The organism is Thiomicrorhabdus marina, from assembly GCF_017571465.1.
Taxonomy (GTDB): domain Bacteria; phylum Pseudomonadota; class Gammaproteobacteria; order Thiomicrospirales; family Thiomicrospiraceae; genus Thiomicrorhabdus; species Thiomicrorhabdus marina.
The window spans coordinates 42055-66342 of record NZ_JAGETV010000008.1; the positions used below are offsets into that span (position 1 = coordinate 42055).

The following is a 24288-nucleotide window of genomic DNA, read 5'->3' on the forward strand; positions in this document are numbered from 1 at the left end:
AATGATTTAGAATCACTTCCTGCTTTTGCATATTCTCAATCACTCGCTCAATCACATGCAGGAATCGAATGACTCCAATTCAATCCAATCAAAACACTCTTCATCTATGCGCCAATAATCGCCTGGCGGCAGCTTTAAAACAGAAGGCTTTGCGTGCATGGCAAAGCAACACTTTCCAAAACGACGATAATCCATATCAATTGGTTGCACCAAGTTTGCAGGCGATGACCTTTAATAACTGGTGGCAGCAGTGGCGCGACAGTATCGCTTTTGCCGGTTTGGATGATTTGAATTACCGCCGATTATTGTCGGATTTTGAAGCGGAGTGGTGTTTTGAGCAGGCGTTGCATGCGGAGTTAAAAGCGCGTGAGGAAAACCCGGACGAGATTCAGTTATTGAATCCGCAGCAGACCGCCAAGCAGCTTTATCAGGCATGGAATTTGAGCATCGAATACCTGCAAGAGGAGTGGTTGGATGATTCTTTCTTGTCGCCGGAAGTGCAACTTTTCAAAGCGGTCAGCGACCGTTATCAGCAGCGCTTGCAACAAAATCAGTGGTTGGATTCGGAGCAGTTGATGAAAGCGTCTTTGGCGCAAATGCAAAATTTGGTTAGCGAACAGCCTCAGGCGATTCAAGGTTTATTGCCGAATATTATCAGCTTGCACGGTTTCGATGATTTCAGCCCGAATATGCAGCGTTGGTTGAACATCATGCAACAAGCTGGTGTGCAAATCGAACAGGAACAGATTGCGGAAAATAATACCGCTCAGAACAGCCAACTTTATGCCGCACAAGATATGCAGGATGAAGTGCAGCAAGCGGTGCTGTGGGCTTGGCAGCAGATTCAGAATTGCAAGGATTCGGCACAGGCTTTAAAAATCGGTGTGATTGCACCGGAAATGCAGCAATACAAACAGCTACTGCAAACCACCTTGGATGATTTTCTCACTGCGCTGGGCGCGCAGCAGCCGGATTTACTCGGCAATGCCAATAAACTTTATAACCTCTCGCTTGGTCAGCCTTTACATCAAGTGCCGTTGGTGGAAAATGCGCTTTTGTGTCTGCAGCTGTTTCTGCAGCCGCAGAAAACCTGTCGTTTTTCGGATTGGAGTCGCTGGCTGATTTCGCCTTACACGCAAGGCGATTTAATCAAACGCCATCAGGCCGATATGCAGTTGCGTCGTCTGGGCTGGTCGCAAATCAGTCTGCCGTCGCTACTCAATCAATGTGTCGATTATCTGGAAGATGAAGAGCGATTATTGCCATTGATTTTGCCGACCGGATTATTGCAGGCTTTGGAAAAATTGGTGACTTTCAATCTAGCGGCAAAGCTTTCGCAGGCGCAGTTTATTGAAGCTTGTGAAACCACCTTGCAACAAATCGGTTGGCCAGGCTCGCGCACCTTAAGCAGTTCCGAATATCAGCAGCAGCAAGCTTTGTTAAATGCCATCAATCAGTTCGCCAGCTTTCAAGGTTTGGCACAAGAGCAGAATGTCAGCCAGTGGCTAAGTTTATTGCAACGTTATATTTCTGAACAACTACATCAACCGCAAACTTTGGGTGAACCGCCGATTCAGGTCATGGGGATGCTGGAAGCCGGCGGTCAAGAATTTGATGCGCTTTGGGTGCTTGGACTGAGTGATCAAGCGTGGCCGCGCGCCGCCAATCCGAATCCGTTTATTCCGATGCATTTGCAACGCGAACATAAATTACCGCGCGCCGACGGTCAGCGCGAACTGTTGTATGCGCAGCAGATTGATCGACGTTTGCAGGCTTGTACTCAAAATCTTTGTCTGAGTTATCCGCGTTTTTCCGGCGAAGCCGAATTATTGCCATCGCCACTTTTAGAAGAGTTTAATGCTGGCGGTTTTACTGCGCGGAAGTATCAGAGCATGGCGCAACAGCTGTTTACACAAGCTGTGCCGGATAACACGGAAAACCAAGTCGCCGACAATCAACTGCTTGAATGGCATGCCGATGCGCAAGGGCCGGAATTGGAAATCGGCTCGAAAGCACCGGGTGGCAGTGGCATTTTGGGGGCGCAGAGCAAGTGCCCGTTAATGGCGTTTTTCGATTATCGATTGGGTGCCAAATACGGTTTGCAGATTATCGATGAAACGCTGCAATCGACCAACCAAGGACAGTTATTGCATCGTGTGTTGGAGTTGCTGTGGCAAAAGCTTGGCAATCAATCGGCATTGTTGCTGCTAACTGCCGAAGAACTGGATGAACTGCTCGAGCAGAAAATCGAAGAAGCCTTTGCCGAGGTAGCCAATACCTTAAATGACAGCCTATTAAAATTGGAAAAAGCCCGTATTAAAACGCTGTGTTTACAGTGGTTGGAGCTGGAAAAAACACGCCCGAATTTTGCCAATGTCGGCACCGAAAGCAAAGTGGAAATCGAACTGGCAGGGATTAAGTTCTCGGTAGTGGTCGATCGTATCGATTCGGTTGATGGTCAAGCGCTGATTCTGGATTATAAGACCGGTAAGGCGTCGATTGGCGATTTGCTGAAAACGCCATTGCAAGCGCCGCAGTTGGCGGTTTATCTGCATGCTTTGGAGCAGCTTAAAGAACAGAGCGATGGTGCCAAAATCAAGAATCTGGCGGATGAGATTTGCGGCATCGGTTATGGGCTTTTGCACTCCGATGACGGTGTGAGTTTCAGCGCCTTGGCGGAAGATGAAGGCGTTTTGCCGAAAGCACGCAGTGTGCAGATTTTTAATCAGATGGCGGAAAAAGAGAACTCGGCGTTTTATCAGGTGCATTGGGGCGACTTGCTGAATTCACTGAAAGCGGAAGTACTGGATTTGGCGGCGCAGATTCAACAAGGCCAAGCGCAGATGCAGTTCGCGCGTGAAACGGATGTGCAATATGCTGAAGCAAAATTGGCGTTGCGTTTGCCGGAAGTGCGTCAGCAAATTGCGCAGGCATTATCAAATGCCAGTGCCGAATCTGCTGGAGGGCAAGCTGATGTTTAATCAAGAGAATGCCATGCCGTTCAGTGCTGAGAATATGCCGACTGTGCAAGAACTATTCGCCGTTGAAGCCGATTTGGCTCTGGCCGACGGTGCCGAACGTGAGTTGGCGATTCACCCGTTTAAATCCTTTATTGTGCAAGCACCGGCCGGTTCCGGTAAGACCTCGTTATTGACGCAGCGTTTCCTCGGTTTGTTGTCGCAAGTGCAGTCGCCGGAACAGATTGTCGCCATGACCTTTACCAAAAAAGCGGCGGCGGAAATGCGCGAGCGAATTATGAAGGCTTTAGCTTTCGGGATTCAGCCGTGGCCGGAAAACGGCGCCTTAATGGATAAAAACCTGTGGCGTTTGGCGCGAAAGGCGTTAGAGCGCGACCAAGAATTGGGTTGGGGCTTATTGCAAAATCCGAACCGTTTACGCATTAAGACCATTGACGGTTTTAACAGTTTTTTGGTCGGGCAGATGCCGTTGCTGTCGAAAATGGGGGCGCAACTTTCTTTAAGTGACCGTCCGCAAAAGGTTTATCAAGAAGCGGTGCGTCAAGTTTTGCAGGAAGAAGATTTCGCGCCTTATATCGCGCAGTTGCTGGATTTAGTAAATGGTCGCTACGCGCGTGCGCAGAATCTGTTGGTGGCGATGTTGCAAAAGCGTGACCAGTGGCTTGGGCATGTGCAGGATACCGATGAACATATTCGCCAACACTTGGAATCGGCTTTGCAGGAAATCGTTGCCGCAGAGCTTAAGCAGTTAAAACGACAGGTCAGTAAAATTGGTGATTTATTGGCGGAAGTGTGCGAGATTGCCGAGTATGCGCAGCATAACGATCAGCCTCAGCTAGCGGCGATTTGTGGTCGTTGGCCGTTTGCTGACGACGATAGTTTGGCGTGGCGCGAATTGGCGTCGTGGATTTTGACCAAGGACGGCAAAAAACTGCGTGGTCGTTTGACCAAGAACGAAGGTTTTCCAGCCGGTAAAGGCGAAGCCAAAGAACGCAAAGAGCAGATGGTGCAGGTGCTACAAGGCATTAGCGATGCTGATTTTAGCGGCGATATTGTCACCGCTTTAGCGGCATTGAAAGATTTACCGGACCCGAACTACAGCGACCAGCAATGGCAAGCGTTACAGAGTTTGATGATTCTGCTGAAAATCTGTGCCGCCAACTTAAAGTTGGTTTTCCAGCAACGCGGCGAGGCGGATTTTATTGAAATCGCACAAGCGGCGTCGCAAGCCTTGGGGAGCGAATTAGAGCCGACTGATTTGGCGCAGCAACTGGATTACCAAATTCAGCATTTATTGATTGATGAATTCCAAGACACCAGTTCCAAACAGTATGAGTTGGTCAATAAATTGGTCGCTGGTTGGCAGCCGGATGATGGTCGCACCTTGTTTATCGTTGGTGACCCGATGCAGTCGATTTACCGTTTCCGAGAGGCGGAAGTCGCTAATTTCCTGAAAGCGTGGAAGGGGCAATTCGGGCCGGTGACGCTTGAACCGCTGAATCTGACCGTCAACTTCCGTTCTGCCAGACAGGTGGTGCAATGGGTCAACGACACCTTTAAACAGGTGTTGCCGAAAGACGATGATATGGCCAAAGGCGCGGTTAAATTCAGCAAGGCGTTAACCTTGCGCGATGATACCGACATGGCGGTTTTTAATCATTGGCATTTCCCGGATTCTGCCGAACCTGCGCAAGCGCCGAAAGTAGTGCAGTTAATTGAGCAGCGTTTGGCTGAGTTCGCTCAGGAAGATGCAAGTGGCAAGCAAATTGCCATTTTAGGGCGTTCGCGTTCGCATCTTCTACCGATTGCCGCCGAGCTGAAAAAACGTGGTATTGCGTTCCGTGCGGTCGAGTTGGAAACGCTACAAGAGCGTCAAGAAGTACAAGATATGTTGGCGTTGAGCCGTGCTTTGTTGCATTTGGGAGACCGTGCTGCGTGGATTGCGTTATTGCGTTCGCCGCTGGTTGGTTTGAATCTGCATGACCTGCACGCTTTGTTAGCGAGTAAGCCATATAAAACCGCCAGTTTCTGCATTAGCCAAGCATTCGCGCAGGGCGTGATTGATTTGCAAACCTTGAGTGCGGAAGGGCAACAACGTCTGCAACGCGCTTGGTCGGTTTTGCAGGCGGCGATTTCGCAATTAGGTGTTTTGCCGTTTTCGCAAGTGATTGAACAGACGTGGTTACTGCTGGACGGGCCTTTAACGGTCGAGAATCGCGTCGCCTTGGATAATGTTCGCAGTTATTTGCAGACCTTGGCGGAATTTGACCATCAAGCGTTGGATTTAACTCAGTTGGAAGAAGCAGTGGAAACCTTGTTCGCAGCGGCAGATAGCTCCGAGCAGAGCCAGCAGATTGAAATCATGACCATGCACAAATCCAAAGGCTTGGAATTCGATACGGTGCTTTTGCCGGGCTTGGAAAAACTGCCGCGAAATGATGATCCGGAATTACTGTCGTGGTTCCAATTTATGGATACCTATGGGCAAGAACAGTTGGTGTTAGCGCCGTTGGATCAAAAAGGTGCGAGTAAATCGCCGTTGACCAGTTTATTGCGCCGTTTTGAAAAGCAGAAACAGGAATATGAGTTGGGGCGTTTGTTGTATGTGGCCTGCACCCGAGCGAAAATGCAGCTGCATCTATTTGCGCAATTGAAGCTAAAAGCCGATGACGATGAGCAGAGTTTCTCAGCCGGTAAAGGGACCATGTTGGAAGCGATGTGGCCGGCAGTAAAAGCTTCTGCGCAACAGGCGATTAGTCAACAGTTGACCAAAGAAATGGCCGTTGAAGAAGCATCAGAAGTTGCATTCCCTGAAATCGTGGTGCCGCGCTTACCGCTTGAACATAGCGGTGTTTATTCGCAGTGGCCGCATATTCAAACGCCACAGCTTAAGATGCAGAGTTTGCATAGCGTTGAAGCAAAAGCCGAAAATTTAGAAGAGCCGGAAAGCGTTACGCCAGCCTATTGGCAAGGTGCGAATTTGGTGTCTAAAGCGGCCGGTAATCTGGTGCATTTGCTATTGGAACAATGGGCGCGCCAAGGTATCGAGAATATCGCTGAAGATTTTTTGAATCGCCAAGAAAATTTCTTACAACGCTGGCTGGCACAACAAGGGCTGGATAACGAACAACAAACGCGTGCTTGGGAAAAAGCGCAACGCTGTTTAAGTAATGCCTATCATAATCCGCAACTGCGTTGGGCGCTGTCGGCAAATCAACAAAACGCGATAAGCGAGTACGAATTGCAGTCTTTGGATGATAAAGGCGAAGTCGCTCTGCATATTATCGACCGCACTTTGATTGACGAGCAGGGCACGCGTTGGATTATCGATTACAAGACCTCTGCCTGCGTGGATTGTGACAGTGCCGACAAGCGCCAAGCTTTCATTACCGAACAGTGCGAATACTACCGTCCGCAATTACAACGTTACGGCAATCTTATGGCAGCGCAAGAAAACTGTCCGCAAAAATGGGTACTCTACTTAGCGGAAATTGATGAATGGGTAGAGCTTAAAAATGGTTAAAACTTGCGAAAAGTTGATACATTATCCTCGTTTTTTAGAACGTTAACCCATCATAAAAGGGCTCTGAGAATAAAATATTGGAGGTTTCTATGGAAAAAACACAACAACAAATTCTACGTCATCACGGTGGTGACGGCGATTTCGCACGTAAAATGATTACTCAAAGTTATGAGCGTCGGCATGATGTGCCGTTTTGGGAGTTCTGGAATGAGCAGGTGGCAACCGCTATTCAGCCAAATGATGTGTTGATGGATTTGGGCGCCGGCGTCGGGCAGTTCGTCAATGATTTGGCGTTACGTTATCCGCATAATCGAGTGCTGGGGATTGAAGCTGCAGAGTATATGTTGGTGGCGGGAATGAAACTACCGGAAAACGGCCGCCTTTTGCGCGGTGATTTAATGGCTCCGCAAGAATGGGTCGCGCCTGGGCAGGTTGCGGCGGTGATGGCGAATATGTTGATTCACGAGTTGCCGCAACCGGTTAGTTTGTTTAAATCGGTCTATCAATGGCTAAAACCGGGCGGTTGTTGGTGCATTATCGATTTGGTTCGCCAACCGTTGCAAAGTTATCTGGATCATAAATTCCCTGAGAACCGTTTATGGAATGAAGCGGTTGAGAATGCGGAAATTGAAGATGTTTTTGAGCATTTTCTGGAGCACAACCGTTACCATGCCGAAGACTTGATCTACATGCTGGAAAGCGTCGGTTTTGAGGTGGTTTCACAAGAACCGATGGGACGTATGGTTCGCCTTGTCGTACAAAAGCCAGTCAATAATTAATCATTTTGATGTGGGCAATGAAATCTATTTGCCCACCACTACCTCTTAATTAGCGACAGTTTTCTAGAATTTTCCTTAATTTTGATTTCACTTAAGTGGCATGCCAATAGCACCGAAATCTTAACTCGGTTCTCTTCTTTTTAGCGTAAAAGCGCGTATCCTAAATCATCCAAGTTCGACACGATGACAGGAGGTGCTTGTGGCCGTTTCAGATACGAATCAATTCCGTTATATCCGTTTTTTCAGTGAGCTAAGAATTGAAGATATTCCGCTCGTCGGTGGTAAAAATGCGTCGCTTGGTGAGATGTATCAGGAGTTGGTGCCGAAGGGCATTCCGGTGCCGAACGGTTTTGCGATTACCGCTGAAGCCTATCGTTTGGTCATCGAGCACAATGACCTATGGCCTAAGTTGCACGATTTACTGGATGCATTAAATCCGGAAGACCCACGAGATTTGCAGATGCGCGGTGCACAGGTGCGCGAAGCGATTTACGGTGCGCAAATTCCTGACGAGTTATTCCATGAAATGGTTGCAGCCTATAACCAATTGGTGGATGAGTATGGCCAAGAGGTCTCTTTTGCGGTGCGTAGCTCGGCAACAGCCGAAGATTTACCAACCGCCAGTTTTGCCGGTCAGCAAGATACCTATCTGAACATTAGCGGCATTCCGTCTTTTGTCGATGCCTGTAAACGCTGTTTTGCGAGTTTGTTTACCGACCGCGCGATTCACTACCGTATTGACCAAGGCTTTGACCATTTTGAAGTGGCACTGTCGATTGGTGTGCAGTTAATGGTGCGCTCGGATTTAGCGTCTTCCGGTGTCATGTTCACTATCGATACCGAAACCGGTTTTAAAGATGTGGTGTTGATTACCGGTGCTTATGGGCTGGGTGAAAACGTGGTACAGGGGGCGGTTGATCCAGACGAGTTTTATGTGCATAAACCGACTTATGAGAAAGGTTTTCGCAAAGTTTTGAAACGCCATAAGGGCGCAAAGAAAATCAAGATGATTTACTCATCCGATGCCAATCACCGTAATCCGGTGCGCAATGTGCCGACGAAGATTGCCGAGCGCCAAGCTTATTGTGTTAGTGATAAAGAAGTCTTACAGCTAGCCGGTTATGCCAATAAGATTGAGAAACATTACAGTGCTAAGGCGGGAACCGCCCGGCCAATGGATATTGAGTGGGCTAAGGACGGTAAAACCGGCGAGTTGTTTATTGTGCAAGCGCGCCCGGAAACGGTCGCTTCGCAGAAACGCCAGCAAGTTTTAAAACAGTACAAAATCAATCCGGAAGTCGAGCAATTGACGCCGATTGTTAGCGGTCGTTCAGTCGGCGGCAAAATCGCCTATGGTCGTGCGCGAGTGATTGATTCGGTAGAACATTTGAATGAATTCCAAGCCGGTGAGGTATTGATTTCCGATATCACGACCCCAGACTGGGAGCCGGTCATGAAGATTGCTTCCGCACTGGTTACCAATCGTGGTGGACGAACTTGTCATGCTGCGATTATCGCCCGTGAGTTAGGCATTCCGGCAGTCGTTGGAACCGAATGTGGCACCGAGAAAATCGAGACAGGGCAGATGGTGACGATTTCGTGTGCGCAAGGTGATTTGGGCCGTGTGTATGAAGGGCAGCAGCAGTTTGAAATTGTTGAAACCGATTTGAGCGCCTTGAGCAAGCCGAAAACCGAAGTGATGATGAATGTCGGCAATCCAGAAATCGCATTTAGTGTGAATTCCATTCCGAACGACGGCGTTGGTTTGGCGCGGATGGAATTTATCATCAATAATGAAGTCAAAGCGCATCCTTTGGCGCTTCTGCATCCAGAGAAAGTTTCCGAGAAAGCGCGTAATAAAATTGCTGATTTGATTGACGGTTATGACTCCGGTGCAGAATTTTTTGTACAGAAGCTGGGTGAAGGTATTGGTACTTTGGCAGCCGGTTTTTATCCAAAACCGGTGGTACTACGCTTGTCAGATTTCAAAACCAATGAATATGCAAACTTGATTGGCGGCAAGGCTTTTGAAGCCAGTGAGGAAAATCCGATGCTCGGTTTCCGCGGTGCTTCGCGTTATAACGACGAAGAGTTTGCACCAGCGTTTGCTCTGGAATGTCAGGCGATTAAACAGGTTCGTGAACAGATGGGCATGGAAAATGTCATTGTGATGGTGCCGTTCTGTCGTCGTGTCGAAGAAGCACGTGCGGTTATCGATAACTTAGCGGCCAACGGTTTGGTGCGCGGTCAGCACGGCTTGCAGGTCTATATGATGTGCGAGATTCCGAATAATGTCTTAATGATTGACGAGTTCTCGGAATTCTTCGATGGTTTTTCCATCGGTACCAATGATTTGACTCAACTGGTTTTAGGGGTTGACCGCGATTCGGAAAAAGTTGCCTTCGATTATGACGAGCGCGATCCGGGGGTTAAGAAAATGGTGCAGTGGGCAATTGAAGGTGCGCATCGTAACGGCAAACACATCAGCCTATGTGGACAAGCGCCATCGGATTTTCCCGACTTCGCCGAGTTCTTGGTTGAGTGTGGAATCGATACTATGAGTCTGAATCCGGATTCGGTATTAAGTACTTGGCCGGTGATTTTAGCGGCTGAGAAAAAACGCGGTTAGTGAGTTACTTAAAAAGCGTTCTTTAGCCATTCCGGTGCTTGCTCGGCAAGCATACTGATAACATCAAACCGGCAGTCCCAATTCTGGTACTGGCGGTTTTTTTGTAGAAAAACTTCGGCACAGCGGCGAATACGCTGTTGTTGGGCGGAGGTAATCATTTCGGCCGGGTTGCCGTAATTGGCGTTTTTGCGGTATTTGACTTCAAAGAAAATCAACACTTGTTTGCTTTTATCAATGCCGATTAGGTCGATTTCACCTTTTTGATAACGATCGCAGCGAAAGTTCTGCTGCAGGATGGTAATTTTGTGCTGTTTGAGAAAATCGACAGCGGCTTGTTCTTTCTGTTGGCCAATCCATTTACTGATAACTCGGCCGGCTTTTTTCTGAGCATCCGCTTGGGTAAGCTTGTCGGCGATTTGTTGCAATAACGTCTGTTGCTTACCCATTTGCTGTCCTTGTCGGTTAAGGCGTGGCGCTCTCTCGCTGCGCATTGTCGAGCATCTCTTGACGCAAACGCATCTGGAGCTCCTGCTCCTCATCACTCATGTCATCCTGAGTTTCGAGATCGTTTGGCAAGGTCGGTTCTTCGGAAATTTGAGGTAATTGATAGGCGAGCAATTTGCCTTGTCGATTAAATTTTGCCCACACTAATTCCTGTACGACTTTATTATCTTGTAAACGTAGATGGCCGGTTTTGGTATTACTGAGACAGCCGCCTTGTTTGAGCGAACCGATGTGGCTCGCTAGCATGAGTGAATCCCAGCCAAAAGCCTCAAAAGCGCTCCCAATATTATCTGGATTTAATACTAGGGGTTGGGTCAGTACGGTAACATCGCGCAAATCACGGTTATTCTGCATTGCAGCGAGGTTTCGTCCTGTCATTTTGGTCGGGCTGTAAATAGGAATATCGAGTTGATAAAGATCTTTTTGCGGATTGATAACTGCCAAACGCTGTGCTGAGTCGAAGACGACAATGGCATCTAAGTCTTTGCGAGTGCGTGGGTAAAAGTCCAATTTTTCGCCAATGGTTCGGCTCAGCACGTTTTTGCGTTCAATACTGTTGCTAGCGTTTAGCAGTTGGTCAAAAGCTTGGCGAAAACGTGGTTTTTCGTCCGAATAAGTGACCTGAGTTTGGGTATGGTATGGCGGGTTGTTCCAAGCGTTAATCAGCAAGGTTGCCTGTAATCCTTGTTCTGCATTGTCGCTACCTATAATTCCGATATTTTGATATCTCTGCTGGACAAATGCATTGGTCATTTGGCCGATTTTGTCACTGCTTTTTAGGCTAAATTGCGGAAACGGCGTTGGCTTGCCGATGTCGTTCAGGGCAATAATGTAATCGTCGTCAAAACCTTGTAACTGTTCTACAGCGCTTTTACGCAACGGCCCGATAATAACGTCTGCACCTTCCTGTTTAGCTTGAAAATACCGGCTGCTGACCTGAGTTTCGTCGCTGCTGTCATAGAAGCGAAGTTGTAACTGTTGTTGCAGGTTTTGGTTCTGATAAAACGCTTTCAGAATGCCATCACGAATCTGCTCTGCAACGGGTCCGTATTTGCTGTTAACAGGCAGGAATACGGCAATTTTTTGAATGCTTTTTTCACTTGGGATTTGCGTCAAAAGTTGTGGCAACAGGTGCGCTTGGTAGATCGCATCTTGCTCAAAGACCTCTAGGTTTTTTAAACCTTGTTTGAAATCCAGCCCTTGCAGGCGAAACACTCTGACTAAATATGCCCAAGCGTTGACACGCATGTCGACGCTGTCTTCAAGACGTTGCAGAACCATTTCATCCAACGGTAATAAATTTTGCCAGATTTCGCTCTCTAATTGGGCGCGACGTTGATCTGGAGATTCTTGCCATAGGTCATCACTGAATTGCAGATAACGTTCCCAATCTTGTTCTTGGAAAGCTTTTTGCCGTTCCACTTCTGGGTCAATTGCAACCACTACCGGTTCTGGAACCACAGGGGTGATTTCGACTTTTGGCTCAGGCGGGGCTACTTTTTTTACGACCGGTTCCGGTTTTGGGGGCTGAGTTCCGCAGCCAGTTAAGGTAAAACTTAGGCCTAATAAACCGGCAATAGCCAGTTGAGAAGGTTTGCGACGTAAATAATTGATTGGATTCGACATGGCGGCAAAAATTTTTCAGTTAGAATAGGCGAATTATAAAAGATTTGCTCTCTCGGCACAGAGCATTCTCGGCTAAGAATTTTGCAGAATTCGCCGATTGACGAAACAGTGAAGGACGGCTTTTGTTACTCAATTCAGATCAATATCAGGACGGCAGCGGTACGCTATATGTTGTCGCGACTCCGATTGGCAATTTAGCGGATATTAGCGAACGAGCGATTCAGACCTTAACATCGGTCAATTGGGTGGCGGCGGAAGATACCCGACACAGCAAGCCTCTTTTGCAGCATTTTGCCATTAACCAAAGCTTAATTAGTTTACACGAGCATAACGAAGCGGCGCGTAGCGAGCAGTTGCTGCAAAAATTACTTGCCGGTGAAAACGGTGCTTTGGTTTCCGATGCCGGGACACCATTGATTAATGATCCGGGCTTTGTTTTGGTGAAACGTTTGCGAGAAGCCGGTGTGCGTGTGGTGCCGATTCCGGGGCCGAGTGCCGTGATTACCGCTTTGTGTGCCGCCGGTTTGCCGACCGATTCATTCAGTTATCAAGGTTTTTTGCCAGCTAAGTCAAATAAGCGCAAACTGCGATTACAGCAATTGCTCGCTGATTCAGCAACGTTGGTGTTTTATGAATCTCCGCATCGATTATTGGCGACTTTAGCCGATATGCTGGAACTGTTTGGCGCGGAGCGAGAAATCGCGGTAGCCCGAGAACTGAGCAAGCAATATGAGCAATTCGTTTCTGGTACTTTGCAAGAGGTTCATGATTTTTTTAAGGAAAACTCGGACAAGGTTCGTGGTGAATTTGTATTGATGCTGAAAGGTGCGGATCTTGAAAAAGATGAGGTGCAGAGCACTGAGTTCGATCCAATGATTAACGCCATGCTGAAACAGAATTTGCCAGTCAAACAAATCTCGGAAATCATTGCGGATGTCTTGTCGGTAAAGAAAAAGCAAGTTTACCAAAGAGTTTTGGAGTTAAAAGACGGCTCCTTGCTTTAAAGGGTTAATTAATGCCTAAAATCTGTTGGCTTAACTTGCTGATTGATTGCGGTGAAAACGGTTTTTTAACCCATGCTTTTACGCCAAGCTGTTTGGCTTGTTGTTTATATTTTTGCTCGACTTCCGCACTTAACATCAGTACCGGCGTGGCGGCATTTTGTGTATAACGTAGTTGTGCGATGAGCTGTAATCCATTCTCTTCGGTGCTGAGCATGTAATCGACGATAATCAAATCAAACAACTCGCTCTGCGCTGCTTTCAAGCCTGCACTCAAACTCTCAGCAAGCCGCACCCGCATATTGCTTTGTTGCAAGGTAATTTGTAGCAGTTTGCGGATGACTTCAGAATCATCGACCACTAAAACATGTGGAATCTTGTTCATGCAGTTTCATTTAATCTTGTGATTTTTCAGTCAGTATAAGTGGATTTTTACGGCATTGACTACTGATTTTTTCTTGCCTTGAATAATTACGGATTGCGCTTGATTTTAATTAAAAATCAAACGCCTATGAGAGAAATCGATTAGCGGTTTTGTTGCAAGCTGCCGCTGGCAATAAGCGCTTTAATTGAGTAGATGTCGTAGCGAGTGTTGGGGCTCTCGATAGCAGTGCTGGGTTGAACGCTATGCGCAATCGGTTCGGCTCCTTTTGGACGTTTGACTGCGACACGGTAATTGGCATGTTGTAACGCGCTTTCCAGTAAATGACTGCTGTCCATATCCGGCCCGAGCAACTTTTGAAAAGTTGCCATCTCTTTTTTGGTGGCGGCCTTTTTCTTTTTATGTGGATACATTGGATCGAGATAAATGCTGTCGAAACGCACACCTTGTCGTGCGAATTCAGAGATGACTTGTGCGCTGTCGCCGTGGCTTAAGCTAAGATTTTGCAAAATTTGCATACTTTCTCTATCCAACTCGCCGTTGTCTGCCATTAGCTGTGCTCGTTGTAAAGCATCGTCAAGTAGAGCGGCAATAATGGAACTTCGCTCATTCATATGAACTTTAAAACCAAGTGAGGCGAGTACAAAGGCATCGCCTCCCATACCGGCTGTCGCATCGAAAATACTCGGCTGACCGTTTTCTACAGAGCCCATGGCGCGAACCAGAGGTTGACCTTTGCCGCCGCCAAATTGACGGCGATGGGCTTTCTTGCCGCCAAAAAAATCGATGCTAATGACACCGGAATCAGGCGGTAAAAGCGATAGCTGCAAGTATTCGGATTTTTTCGGCGTTTGCCAAGTTAGTAGGGCGTCTTCCTTTTTACGGAAGTCGCATTCAGTGAGTATTGGCAACTGTAAACGCTTAGCTAAGGCTTGCGCTTTTTCTGGAAACTCTCGATCGTCAATATAAACCTGCATCGATAAGCCTAGTTTGCAATATTCCGTAAACTGATAATCATGGTGATACCTAAACCGGCATTCGCCAAAGCATAGATAGAAATACTGCCGTAAAACCACCAGAATTGCTCACGAATTTTGCGGTAAACAAGGTATGGGCTGAATAGAATAATGATATTGAGCAAAGCCGCTAGGGTAACGCTAGTAGGGCTGCGAATATCGAATAAATCCCACAGTAGCATGCTAGGCACGGCACTGAATAGATAGCCATATTGCCAAAGCTCGATTTGTCCAAGCGGGATAAACAGGGCGGCAATCAATGCCCAAATGAAACTATAAAATAGGGTTTTATTGGCTGGGCGTTGATGCCAGCGGAAGTCGGTTACTGTAGAGGTCATTTTTTGTAAAGGTTCGTTTTATTATAATTGGCGACTATATTAAAAGAATATTCGGTTAGACTCTAATTTTTAATTTTTTATGAAATGAGTGCTGGCAGTGATTAAATTTTACCTGACAATGTTTTTACTGATAGTTGGCTTTTCTGCTCAGGCAGCTGAACCGGTTATTCATAAACAGTTGAATTTTTCCGGTAAAAACTTTGCACTTTATCAGACGCTGAATCCGGCGGCGTTATTGATTGCCGACGAAGGTGGTCAGTTGCTGTATTCCGATAATATTGAGCAGGCGATGGTTCCGGCATCGACCACCAAATTGATTACTGCATTATTGGCATTACAACACTGGGGGGCGGAGCACCGATTCTATACCGACTTTACGTTTTATCCGTGCCAGACAAATGCCAAAGATTGCGCGCGCTTAGAGATTAAAGCTTACGGCGATCCGTTTTTGGTGTCGGAAGAATTGGCGCAAATCGCTGCGACGCTTGCCGAGAAATTGCAAGTACACGGCATTAGTCATATTGAGCAGATGGCGTTGGTAAACCATTGGTATCAACAGCCATTGGTTATGCCGGGGGCAGGGAAGAGCCTGAACCCTTATGATGCGATTAATGGTGCCTTGGTCGCTAACTTTAATAGCCTGAATGCTCGGAAAAACCAATTGGGTTGGCAGTCTGCCGAAGAACAAACGCCTTGGGTGTCGGTTGCGGATGACATCGTCCAGCATTCAGGATTAACCTTAAAACAAGGTAAATCGGAGCGGATTAATACTGGCGCAGATACGCAATTAAATCAGCAATATGCTGTCGAGCTTTTGCAGGCATTTCTAAAAAAACATGCAATTACCACGGCAAATTCAACTTTGCAGATTGCGCAAGCCAGCCAAGAAGAGCCACGGTTTACTTACCGCCATCAGAATAGTCGAACACTGGCAGAAGTGGTGCAGCCGATGATGAAATATTCGACCAATTTTATTGCCAATCAAATCGCTTTAAATCTGGCTGCTGAAGTGTATGGCGCGCCGGCATCGGGCGAGAAAGTTCAGCGATTGTTTCACGATAAGTTAAGTCAACAATTCGGTTGGTCGCAAGGCGATGTGCATTTTCTGGATGGTGCTGGCCTGTCTCGTGAAAACCGCATCAATGCTTATCAACTGTATCAAGTGCTAGAAGCATTTAAACCGTGGAAAGGCTTGTTGCCGGAAATTGAGCAAGGTGTCTACGCAAAGTCTGGTTCCTTAATTGGAGTGAGTACGCTTGCCGGGTATTTTCATCATCGTCAGCAATGGATGCCGTTTGTATTTTTGAGCAATCAGCGTGTGCCGTACCGCTTTCGTAATCGCCTAGCCAAATCCCTGAGTGAGCAGTTACCTTAATTCGCGCTTGCGCATTTGCAGTAATCGGGTAAGATGCGCCTCTGAGTGAGTCGGACAACCGCGCGAAGCAATTCTCGAGGAAAGTCCGGGCACCATAGAGCAGAATGCCAGCTAACGGCTGGGCGGTGGAAGCCGACGGAAAGTGCAGCAGAGAGTAAACCGCCGATGACGCGTCCGCGCGAACAGGTAAGGGTGAAAGGGTGCGGTAAGAGCGCACCGCGCAACTGGTAACAGTTTGTGGCATGGTAAACCCCATTCGGTGCAAGACCAAATAGGAAAACGTGTGAGGCTTGTCCTCCGCCTTGTGGCTCGCAGGGGTTTTCGGGTAGGTTGCTTGAGGTGTGTAGCAATGCTCACCCTAGATGAATGGTTGTCGCTCGTAAGAGTACAGAACCCGGCTTATAGACTCACTCTATTTTTCTTCCCAATAATGGCATGTTTTATATTTAATTACCTATCGCGCCATTTGTTATTGCTGTAGCGATGATCAATGTTCTCCATTTGTGGGGAATCAAAACTAATTTTCTCAATTTCCTTCTCTGTTTTTCAATTTCTGAATAGCCATTGGCTTTATTTGACCTTTTTTGGCGTTTTTTGCATATATTCACCTGCTTGTGATGAAAACAGATTCCATATTCCTTTAGTCGAACTCAGTAGGTTTGGTTCCTACAAAAGAATGTCGCTTGTTATTTGGGTTTGAAATGATCCGTAACAAGGCAAAATAAGACCTGATTTTAGAGAAATTAGGGTTAATTCCCCACGGTGTGTATTTATATATTTTATAACGCATTGTAATTGATTGTTTTCCAAGCTTTTAGGCGTTTTAAAGGGATGTTTATTCTGCACTACGCCTAGTTCAAAAGCCTTTGAAACCTGTATCAATAATCGAGTGTAAAAGTACGTAATAATTTTGATGAAAAAAAATCAAAAAAAATGCAAGTATTTTTGATTGATACTATATGTTGTGTTTGTTTTGGAATGATTGCATATATATAAGGTTTTTCCTTTTTTTTAGCGCGGGATTTTAGAATGTGCTTGTTTGTTAGGCTGTTTTAAGGTTTATTGTTGGAATTTAATATAAGCTACTGAAAATAAAGGAAAAATATGGGTTGATTTTGTGTTGTTGCTATTGTGGATTGTGAGCTAAGTTATTGTCATCTAAAGGATTTCTCGGGGTGGGTGAGTTGACTCTACAGCAGTGGATGAATATGATTACAGTCACTAAGTGGGGTAAAGTGGTTTTTTGTGGGGATTTAGGTGGAATTCAGAGGCGACCACAAATTGAATATCGATGCGAAGGGGCGAATTGCGATCCCTAAGAAGTATCGTGACTATTTGCAGGAAGAGCATGACTCTGTCCTGTATGTCTCCTATGACACAGGAAATGAATGCCTAAATATTTACCCGAAACAACAATGGCTTAAATTTGAAGCCAAAATGATGAGCTTACCAAACACTAATCCGACTATTCGCAAAATGCAGCGTTTATTGATTGGTCGTGTTAATGAACAGACATTGGATGCTCAAGGCCGTATTAATGTCGGGCCGCAACATATCGAACGGATGCAGTTTGGCAAAGAAGTCATTCTGGTTGGACAGGGTCGACGTTTTGAGTTGTGGGATAAAGCCAACTGGGATCATGATGGTGATGAGAGCTTGAATGAAGCCGAGTTGCAAGAATTGGGTGAATTGCTGCCTGACTTTAGTTTCTAGATGTTAAGTCTAAAAAGTGCTGAGAAAGTAAACATGAGCGAAGAATTTAATCAGCATTTTAGTGTTCTTTTACAAGAATCCATTGATGCATTACGTATTAAGCCAGACGGTATCTATTTCGATTGTACTTTCGGTCGCGGTGGTCATTCGCGCAAGATTCTCGATGCTTTAGGCGAAAACGGTCGTTTATATGCCATCGATCAAGACCCGCAAGCGATTGCTTATGCTAAAGAGCATTTTGACGATCCTCGTTTTGAGATTATCTACGGCAGTTTCGAGCAATTAAACGATTATTGCAGAGAACGTGATTTGCTCGGCAAGGTAGATGGCGTGTTAATGGATTTAGGCGTCTCTTCCCCTCAGTTGGATGATGCTGATCGCGGTTTTAGCTTTATGCGCGAAGGGCCTTTGGATATGCGCATGAACACCGAAGCCGGCTTAAGCGCTAAAGAGTGGTTACAGCAGGTTGATGAGGACACGCTAAAGAAAGTTTTGAAAAACTACGGCGAAGAACGATTTTCCGGACGCATTGCACGAGTAATTAAAGAAGCAGTTGGTGCCAATCAACTCAATACCACCAAAGATTTGGCAGAGTTGGTTGATAAAGCATCACCGAAAAAAGAAAAAAATAAACATCCGGCGACGCGTACTTTTCAGGCGATTCGCATTGCGGTTAACCGCGAATTGGATGTGCTGAAAAATGTATTAGAAGCGTCACTTGAGGTGTTAGCCCCAAGCGGCAGACTGGCGGTAATCAGTTTCCATTCATTGGAAGATCGAATTGCCAAGGTGTTTATTCGCGACCAGTCACGAATTCGGGATCTTTTCCCCGACTCACCGGTGCAGATAGAAGTGATCGAGCCGGTGTTGAAAAAAATAGGCAAGCCGATTTTTCCTTCCAAAGAGGAGTGTGAAATCAACCCAAGATCGAGAAGTGCGGTTTTGCGGATTGCCGAGAGACTTAACGAATCTTCAAATTGACAGAGAGAGGATAGAGCAATGAAATTTATTTCAGAAGACGCACCGGCGGGAGATATCCGCCAAGCAGGCATGCCTGTAATCAAGGTTATCGGCCTTGGCGGCGGCGGCGGTAACGCCGTTAACTACATGATGGAAAACACCATTGAGGGTGTGGATTTCTTAGTGGCGAACACGGATGCCCAAGCGCTTGCTCACTCTCATGTTCAGAAGCGTATTCAACTAGGTGAAAAAGGCCTAGGTGCCGGTGCCGATCCTGAAAAGGGACGCATGGCGACGAAAGATTCTCTGGAAATGCTTAAACGCGAAATCGAAGGCGCGGACATGTTGTTCCTTGCAGCCGGTATGGGCGGTGGAACCGGTACAGGTTCAGCGCCTGTTGTTGCTCAACTTGCGCGTGAAATGGGCGTTTTGGTCGTTGGTGTGGTTTCAAAGCCATTCAGCTACGAGCGTCGTGGGCGTGCAGCAGAAGCAGGGATTGAAGAGTTGACTCAACACGTTGATTCACTGATCACTATTCCAAACGACAAGCTTCAAGAAATCGTGGGTGACGACTTTACGCTAAACAATGCGTTTAACTATGCGAACGAAATCCTGCTTTCAGCAGTGCAAGGCATCACTGAATTGGTCACTCGTCCGGGTCTGATCAACGTCGACTTTGAAGATTTGCGTACTGTAATGTCTGAGCGCGGAATGGCGCTTATGGGTGTTGGTCACGCAACCGGCGAAGACCGCGCGATTAAAGCGACTAAAAAAGCGGTTGCTCACCCACTTCTTGACGATATCGAAGTTTCTGGTGCGAAAGGCATTCTAATCAATGTCACTTCTGGGCCTAACCTAACCATCAGCGAATTCAATGCAGTGGGTGATGTGATTGACCAAGTTGCCGCACCGGATGCAAAAGTCATTATCGGTAACTCGCTTGATGAAAGCATGAACGACGAAATTCGTGTAACGGTTGTAGCAACCGGTCTAACTAAGCGTGAAGAACAAACGATTGCACCGCAGCAAACGGCTCGCAATGTCGGTTTAAACAGTGCGGTTAACCAAATGCAGCAGAGTTCGCAAGCTGAGGCTCCGGCAGCACAACAAGTCGTACACCAACAACCGAACTATGCTCAGCATCAAACGGTAGCGACGCCGAACTATCAAGTTCAATCTGCGCAGCCACAAGTGGTTGAAACGTCACCGGCGTTTGCCGAGCAAGCAGTTCAACAACCGCATTATCAGCCGCAAATGAACACGGTTGTTCAACCGCAAGTTGATCAAGTTGCGCAGCAAAAAATTGACAATGAAGCGAAAGAACAGCGTTCTGTTATCGCTGAAATGGCAAACGGCTTCTCAAGTGGTGAATTGCTAGATATCCCAGCATTCCTACGCCGCCAAAAAGACTAATTAGTCAGATTGATTTCACGCGCATTTTTCTCTGTCACTGCGCGTGAAATTTGGAGTTGTTAAACGATGCATACTTCAAACAAGCCCACGAACCTTTCTCAAACAAAGTCGAGTGGGCTTTTTTTATTGGTGCTTTTAGTCCTGTTTTTGTTTGTCTTGCTGATCGGCAATATTTTGTTGTCGCATGAGATTCGAGGCTTACAAAAAGAGTATTACAAGACTCACGATCAACTTCTGGACGCGCGTGACCAGCGTGGCGAATTAATGATTGAATATTCGCATTTAACTTCGCCTGCCAGAGTCGAGAAAATCGCCAAAGAGCGATTGGGTATGGTCAATATCCAAGACCATAAGCAAACGGTATTTATCGTCGAAAAGGACCAGAAAATTGAGTAGGTTTTTTAGTCGCGACATTCTGATTTTTCTGCTGATTAGCGCCATGATGTTGGTGCTGTTAGGTCGTGCTTTCCATAATCAGATTATTGAAGCGGATACGATGCGCGAAGAAGCGGATGACCGCCATGAGCGTACCTATCGTATTCCTGCGGTGCGCGGTGAAATCTATGATCGTAATGGCAGCCTACTAGCGTTGAGTACGCCAATGGTTGCGGTACAGGTCGATCCGAAAAAAATCAAAGAAGAATTGCATAACTATCAGCAGTTGATGCAGCTACTCGATATGAACAGTAGTCGCTTTATGCAGTTGGTGCGTGATAACCGCGATAAAAAACTCAGTTTTGTACGCAATATTGAAAGCGAAAAACTGCAACATCAAATTGAAGCTTTAAAGTTACCGGGCGTATTTGTCAAAAACATCGAATACCGCTATCAAGCCGGTAGCGATAAAAACAGTGGTCGTAGTATTACGGTGACTAAACAAATGCCGTCACTGTGGGTTCAAGAATCCATTGTGTCGCGTTATCTGTATCTTTTCGAACGTCTTGGCAAGGCATTGAATATCCCGCCGCAAAAAATTTATCGCGCGGTTTATGCGGATAAAGATCGTCACCTCTATATCAAACGTCAATTAACACCGGATTATCGAGAGAAGGTTGATAGCCTGCGTTTGCCGTATGTGTTTGTCACCAATGAGTACAAGCGTTTCTATACCAATGGTGAAGTGAATGCTAACTTGATTGGCTTTACCAATATCGATGGTATCGGTAAAGACGGTTTGGAGCGCGCTTATGATGCCTATCTACAAGGGCAAGATGGCGCTAAGGTGGTGATTAAAGATGTACGTGGAAATGTTATCAATACGATTAAAGCCAGTTACACGCCTGGCGAAGAACAGTCAGCCAATCAAGGTTATGCCAATGGCGGCGATATTCAGTTAAGCATTGATCAGAATATTCAATATTACACCTATAAAGCGCTCATGCAGGTGATGTACAAACATCAGCCGAAAAGTGCTAGCGCCATTGTTTTAGATGCCAAAAGCGGTGAAATTCTCGCGATGGCAAATGTGCCAAGTTACCACGTTAATCGTGGCTCGGATCGTAAAGGTGCCGGACTGCGTAACCGAGCGGTTACCGACTTTATTGAGCCTGGATCAACTATTAAGCCATTCATTATTGCCAAGGCGATGGATATGGGGCTGATTAATCAAAACACGGTAATCGATACCAAAAAAGGTGTTTTGTATGTGCAAGGCAATCGCATTAAAGATACCTCGCGGCATGGTGAATTAACGCCGGAGGGGATTATCCAGAAATCCAGCAATGTCGGCACCGCCAAAATCGCATTGATGATGGATAAACATGATCAGTATGAACTTTATAAGCAGCTTGGTTTTGATCGTGATAGTGGTATTTATTTTCCGGGCGAAGCGGTTAAATCTTTGAAGCACGCCGATTTTTGGCGGGAAATCGATCAGGCAAGTATGTCATACGGTTATGGTTTTAATATTAACTTATTAAATCTTGCACGAGCCTATACGGTTTTTGCCAATGATGGTGTTTTGAAAGAAGTCAGTATCTTTGCACGTGTTGATGAGAGTAAAAAACCGGTTGAAGCGGAGAAACGCATCTATCAACCGGAAGTGGCGCGTCAAGTTCGACAGATGATGGCTAAGGTTACCCAACGTGGTGGTACGGCGCTTCAGGCACAGATTCCGGGTTATCAAGTGGCCGGGAAAACCGGTACTTCGCACAAAACTTCGCGTAAAGGCGGGTACCAACAAAACACCTATATGTCGATGTTTGCCGGCATGGTACCGGCCAGTAATCCAGATATGATTATGGTCGTGGCGGTCGATGAACCGTCGCGTGGTGATTATTACGGCGGAAAGGTAGCTGCACCGGTTTTCAAGGAGGTCATGCAACAGGCGTTGCGTTTAAGAAATATTGCGCCGGATATGTTGCCGGCTGATCATCCTGAATTATTCCTGCAGCAATCAGCGCCTTTCAAAGGACAGATTGCTCATAACGGCCAACCGGCATCGAGTGTGCCATGAAGACCTTTGCACAGATTGTCGACTTTCTCGGTCAGCACCGATGGATTGCGAAAGATAAGCTTGCCTCGTTAGATGCAGGCTTTTCTGCTTCTGAAATGGCGAAATTTGTTTTTAGCGATTTAACTAATGACTCGCGCCAAATCACTGAAAATTCGCTCTTTATTGCTTTGCAGGGTGGTCAGAATCACGCGCTAGACTTTCTTGGAAATGTTCTCGGGAAGGGTTGTAGATTGATTTTGGCCGACCGTGAATTAACGTCGAACGAAAAAGGGCTTGTCGAACTGCATGCTGCGCAAGCAGTGGTGATTGAAGATCTCGCAGAGCGCCAAGCAGCCTTGGCAGCGGATTTCTTCGGTTATCCGAGCCGGAAACTCAAAGTCATCGGTATTACCGGCACTAACGGAAAAACCTCAACTGCTTTTTATTGCGCGCAGTTATTACAGGTGTTGGAGCAGAAGGTTGCCATGATCGGTACGCTAGGCTATGGCTTGCTTAATGATTTACAAAAAGGCATGAACACCACGCCGGATGTGATTCAGGTGCAGCGACTATTGGCGCAGTTTGTCGCTGAGAAAGTTGATTTTGTGGTGATGGAAGTCAGTTCTCATGCGGTTGAATTAGGGCGAATCAAGCAAGTCCATTTTGCGACCTTAGCGTTAACGCAGGTGACCAGCGATCATTTGGATTTTCACGGCTCGCAAGAGGCTTATGAAGCCGCTAAGGTCAAGCTATTTCAGCAGTATGACTCTGATCATAAAGTGATGAACCTAAACGACCACATTGGCGAAGCCTTAATTAATAAATGTCATCCTCACTGTTTGCATAATCACGACTGCGATTTTTGGGGTTATCAACTCCACAGAAAAGCTGATAGTGTGCCAGTGCAACCAAAGGAATGGTTGCAATTGTGTTTATTGCGAGCGAGCGATTTGCAGTTGACGCAACAAGGTATGGCTTTTAATTTGCGGCATGCACAGCAAGACTTTTCGATTGCAGTGCCGCTCTTAGGAGCCTTTAATGCCGAAAACCTACTGTGTGCGGTGAGCTGTGTTTTAGCTAACGGTTTTGACGAGCAAAAAGTTGTGGCGGCCTGTCAGAGCGTACAACCGGTCGCCGGACGAATGCAGAGCGTACATCATCAACCGACCGTGGTAGTCGATTTTGCGCATACTGCCGATGCTTTACAGAAATTGTTGGAAGCGGTTGCAGAACATCAAAAAGATCAACCGATTATGGTTTTGTTTGGCTGCGGTGGTGATCGTGACAAGCAGAAACGGCCAAAAATGGCACAGATTGCAGAGCGGTATGCGAATCAGCTAATAATTACTTCCGACAACCCCAGAAGTGAAGACCCGCAGCAAATTATTGATGAAATCGTTGCCGGTTTGCTCGCACCCGAAAAAGCGTTGCTCGAAATTGACCGTAAAGCGGCGATTGAAATGGCGCTACAGAAACTGCAGGATAATCCGCAGGCGATTTTGGTGGTTGCCGGCAAAGGCCACGAAGATTATCAAGAAATAGCCGGTAAACGCTATCCATTTAGCGATGCTAAGGTGGTCGAAAACTGGTTTAGCCAACACGAGAAATAAAGGAAAT

The 24288-nt window shown here is 46.6% G+C and carries 17 protein-coding genes and 1 other RNA gene; 13 read left to right on the plus strand and 5 right to left on the minus strand.

Annotated features, from left to right (window positions below):
- The first annotated feature begins 68 nt into the window (after positions 1-68).
- The 4 genes from J3998_RS06375 to ppsA all read left to right on the plus strand — a co-directional run bounded on the left by J3998_RS06375 (position 69) and on the right by ppsA (position 9909).
- Positions 69-2981, plus strand: coding sequence for a PD-(D/E)XK nuclease family protein (locus tag J3998_RS06375; RefSeq protein WP_208148755.1), 2913 nt, complete (start codon positions 69-71; stop codon positions 2979-2981).
- Complete coding sequence (locus tag J3998_RS06380) at positions 2941-6501, plus strand: UvrD-helicase domain-containing protein (protein WP_208148766.1); 3561 nt, start codon at positions 2941-2943, stop codon at positions 6499-6501. The genes J3998_RS06375 and J3998_RS06380 overlap by 41 nt, the downstream gene beginning before the upstream one ends.
- 89 nt (positions 6502-6590) lie before the next feature.
- On the plus strand, positions 6591-7280 hold the full coding sequence (locus J3998_RS06385) for a class I SAM-dependent methyltransferase (protein WP_208148768.1): 690 nt from the start codon (positions 6591-6593) through the stop codon (positions 7278-7280).
- Between the two features lie 199 nt (positions 7281-7479).
- Complete coding sequence (gene ppsA, locus J3998_RS06390) at positions 7480-9909, plus strand: phosphoenolpyruvate synthase (protein ID WP_208148770.1); 2430 nt, start codon at positions 7480-7482, stop codon at positions 9907-9909.
- 8 nt (positions 9910-9917) lie between these two features.
- Here ppsA and J3998_RS06395 read toward each other — a convergent pair whose 3' ends face one another.
- Positions 9918-10400 (minus strand): YraN family protein, encoded by a 483-nt coding sequence (locus J3998_RS06395; RefSeq protein WP_243750629.1) that lies wholly within the window; start codon positions 10398-10400, stop codon positions 9918-9920.
- Positions 10372-12039 (minus strand): penicillin-binding protein activator, encoded by a 1668-nt coding sequence (locus tag J3998_RS06400; protein ID WP_208148772.1) that lies wholly within the window; start codon positions 12037-12039, stop codon positions 10372-10374. Before J3998_RS06400 ends, J3998_RS06395 begins: the two co-directional genes overlap by 29 nt.
- Before the next feature lie 122 nt (positions 12040-12161).
- On the opposite strand from J3998_RS06400, the gene rsmI reads away from it, so the two are divergent.
- On the plus strand, positions 12162-13043 hold the full coding sequence (rsmI, locus tag J3998_RS06405; protein ID WP_208148774.1) for a 16S rRNA (cytidine(1402)-2'-O)-methyltransferase: 882 nt from the start codon (positions 12162-12164) through the stop codon (positions 13041-13043).
- Positions 13044-13047: 4 nt separating this feature from the next.
- On the opposite strand, the gene J3998_RS06410 is transcribed toward rsmI, so the two are convergent.
- The 3 genes from J3998_RS06410 to J3998_RS06420 form a co-directional block, all read right to left on the minus strand.
- A complete protein-coding gene (locus tag J3998_RS06410; RefSeq protein ID WP_208148775.1) occupies positions 13048-13425 on the minus strand; it encodes a response regulator transcription factor in 378 nt (125 codons plus the stop codon).
- A gap of 140 nt (positions 13426-13565) precedes the next feature.
- Positions 13566-14399 carry a class I SAM-dependent methyltransferase gene (locus J3998_RS06415; protein ID WP_208148795.1) on the minus strand — a complete coding sequence of 278 codons (834 nt, stop codon included), beginning with the start codon at positions 14397-14399 and terminating at the stop codon, positions 13566-13568.
- A gap of 8 nt (positions 14400-14407) precedes the next feature.
- Complete coding sequence (locus tag J3998_RS06420) at positions 14408-14776, minus strand: hypothetical protein (protein ID WP_208148797.1); 369 nt, start codon at positions 14774-14776, stop codon at positions 14408-14410.
- A gap of 97 nt (positions 14777-14873) precedes the next feature.
- Between J3998_RS06420 and J3998_RS06425 the strand changes: the two genes are divergently transcribed.
- The 8 genes from J3998_RS06425 to J3998_RS06460 all read left to right on the plus strand — a co-directional run bounded on the left by J3998_RS06425 (position 14874) and on the right by J3998_RS06460 (position 24281).
- Positions 14874-16151: a D-alanyl-D-alanine carboxypeptidase gene (locus tag J3998_RS06425; RefSeq protein WP_208148807.1), complete on the plus strand. Its 1278-nt coding sequence runs from the start codon at positions 14874-14876 to the stop codon at positions 16149-16151.
- Between the two features lie 42 nt (positions 16152-16193).
- Positions 16194-16569: RNase P RNA component class A (gene rnpB / locus J3998_RS06430), an RNA gene on the plus strand.
- 839 nt (positions 16570-17408) lie between these two features.
- Positions 17409-17864 carry a division/cell wall cluster transcriptional repressor MraZ gene (gene mraZ, locus J3998_RS06435; protein WP_208148819.1) on the plus strand — a complete coding sequence of 152 codons (456 nt, stop codon included), beginning with the start codon at positions 17409-17411 and terminating at the stop codon, positions 17862-17864.
- A 33-nt stretch (positions 17865-17897) separates the two neighbouring features.
- Positions 17898-18845 carry a 16S rRNA (cytosine(1402)-N(4))-methyltransferase RsmH gene (rsmH, locus tag J3998_RS06440; RefSeq protein WP_208148830.1) on the plus strand — a complete coding sequence of 316 codons (948 nt, stop codon included), beginning with the start codon at positions 17898-17900 and terminating at the stop codon, positions 18843-18845.
- A gap of 18 nt (positions 18846-18863) precedes the next feature.
- Positions 18864-20237: a cell division protein FtsZ gene (gene ftsZ, locus J3998_RS06445; protein WP_208148832.1), complete on the plus strand. Its 1374-nt coding sequence runs from the start codon at positions 18864-18866 to the stop codon at positions 20235-20237.
- A gap of 66 nt (positions 20238-20303) precedes the next feature.
- A complete protein-coding gene (gene ftsL, locus J3998_RS06450) occupies positions 20304-20633 on the plus strand; it encodes a cell division protein FtsL (protein WP_208148843.1) in 330 nt (109 codons plus the stop codon).
- A complete protein-coding gene (locus J3998_RS06455; protein WP_208148845.1) occupies positions 20626-22692 on the plus strand; it encodes a peptidoglycan D,D-transpeptidase FtsI family protein in 2067 nt (688 codons plus the stop codon). Before ftsL ends, J3998_RS06455 begins: the two co-directional genes overlap by 8 nt.
- Complete coding sequence (locus J3998_RS06460) at positions 22689-24281, plus strand: UDP-N-acetylmuramoyl-L-alanyl-D-glutamate--2,6-diaminopimelate ligase (protein ID WP_208148848.1); 1593 nt, start codon at positions 22689-22691, stop codon at positions 24279-24281. The genes J3998_RS06455 and J3998_RS06460 overlap by 4 nt, the downstream gene beginning before the upstream one ends.
- The last annotated feature ends 7 nt before the right edge of the window (positions 24282-24288 follow it).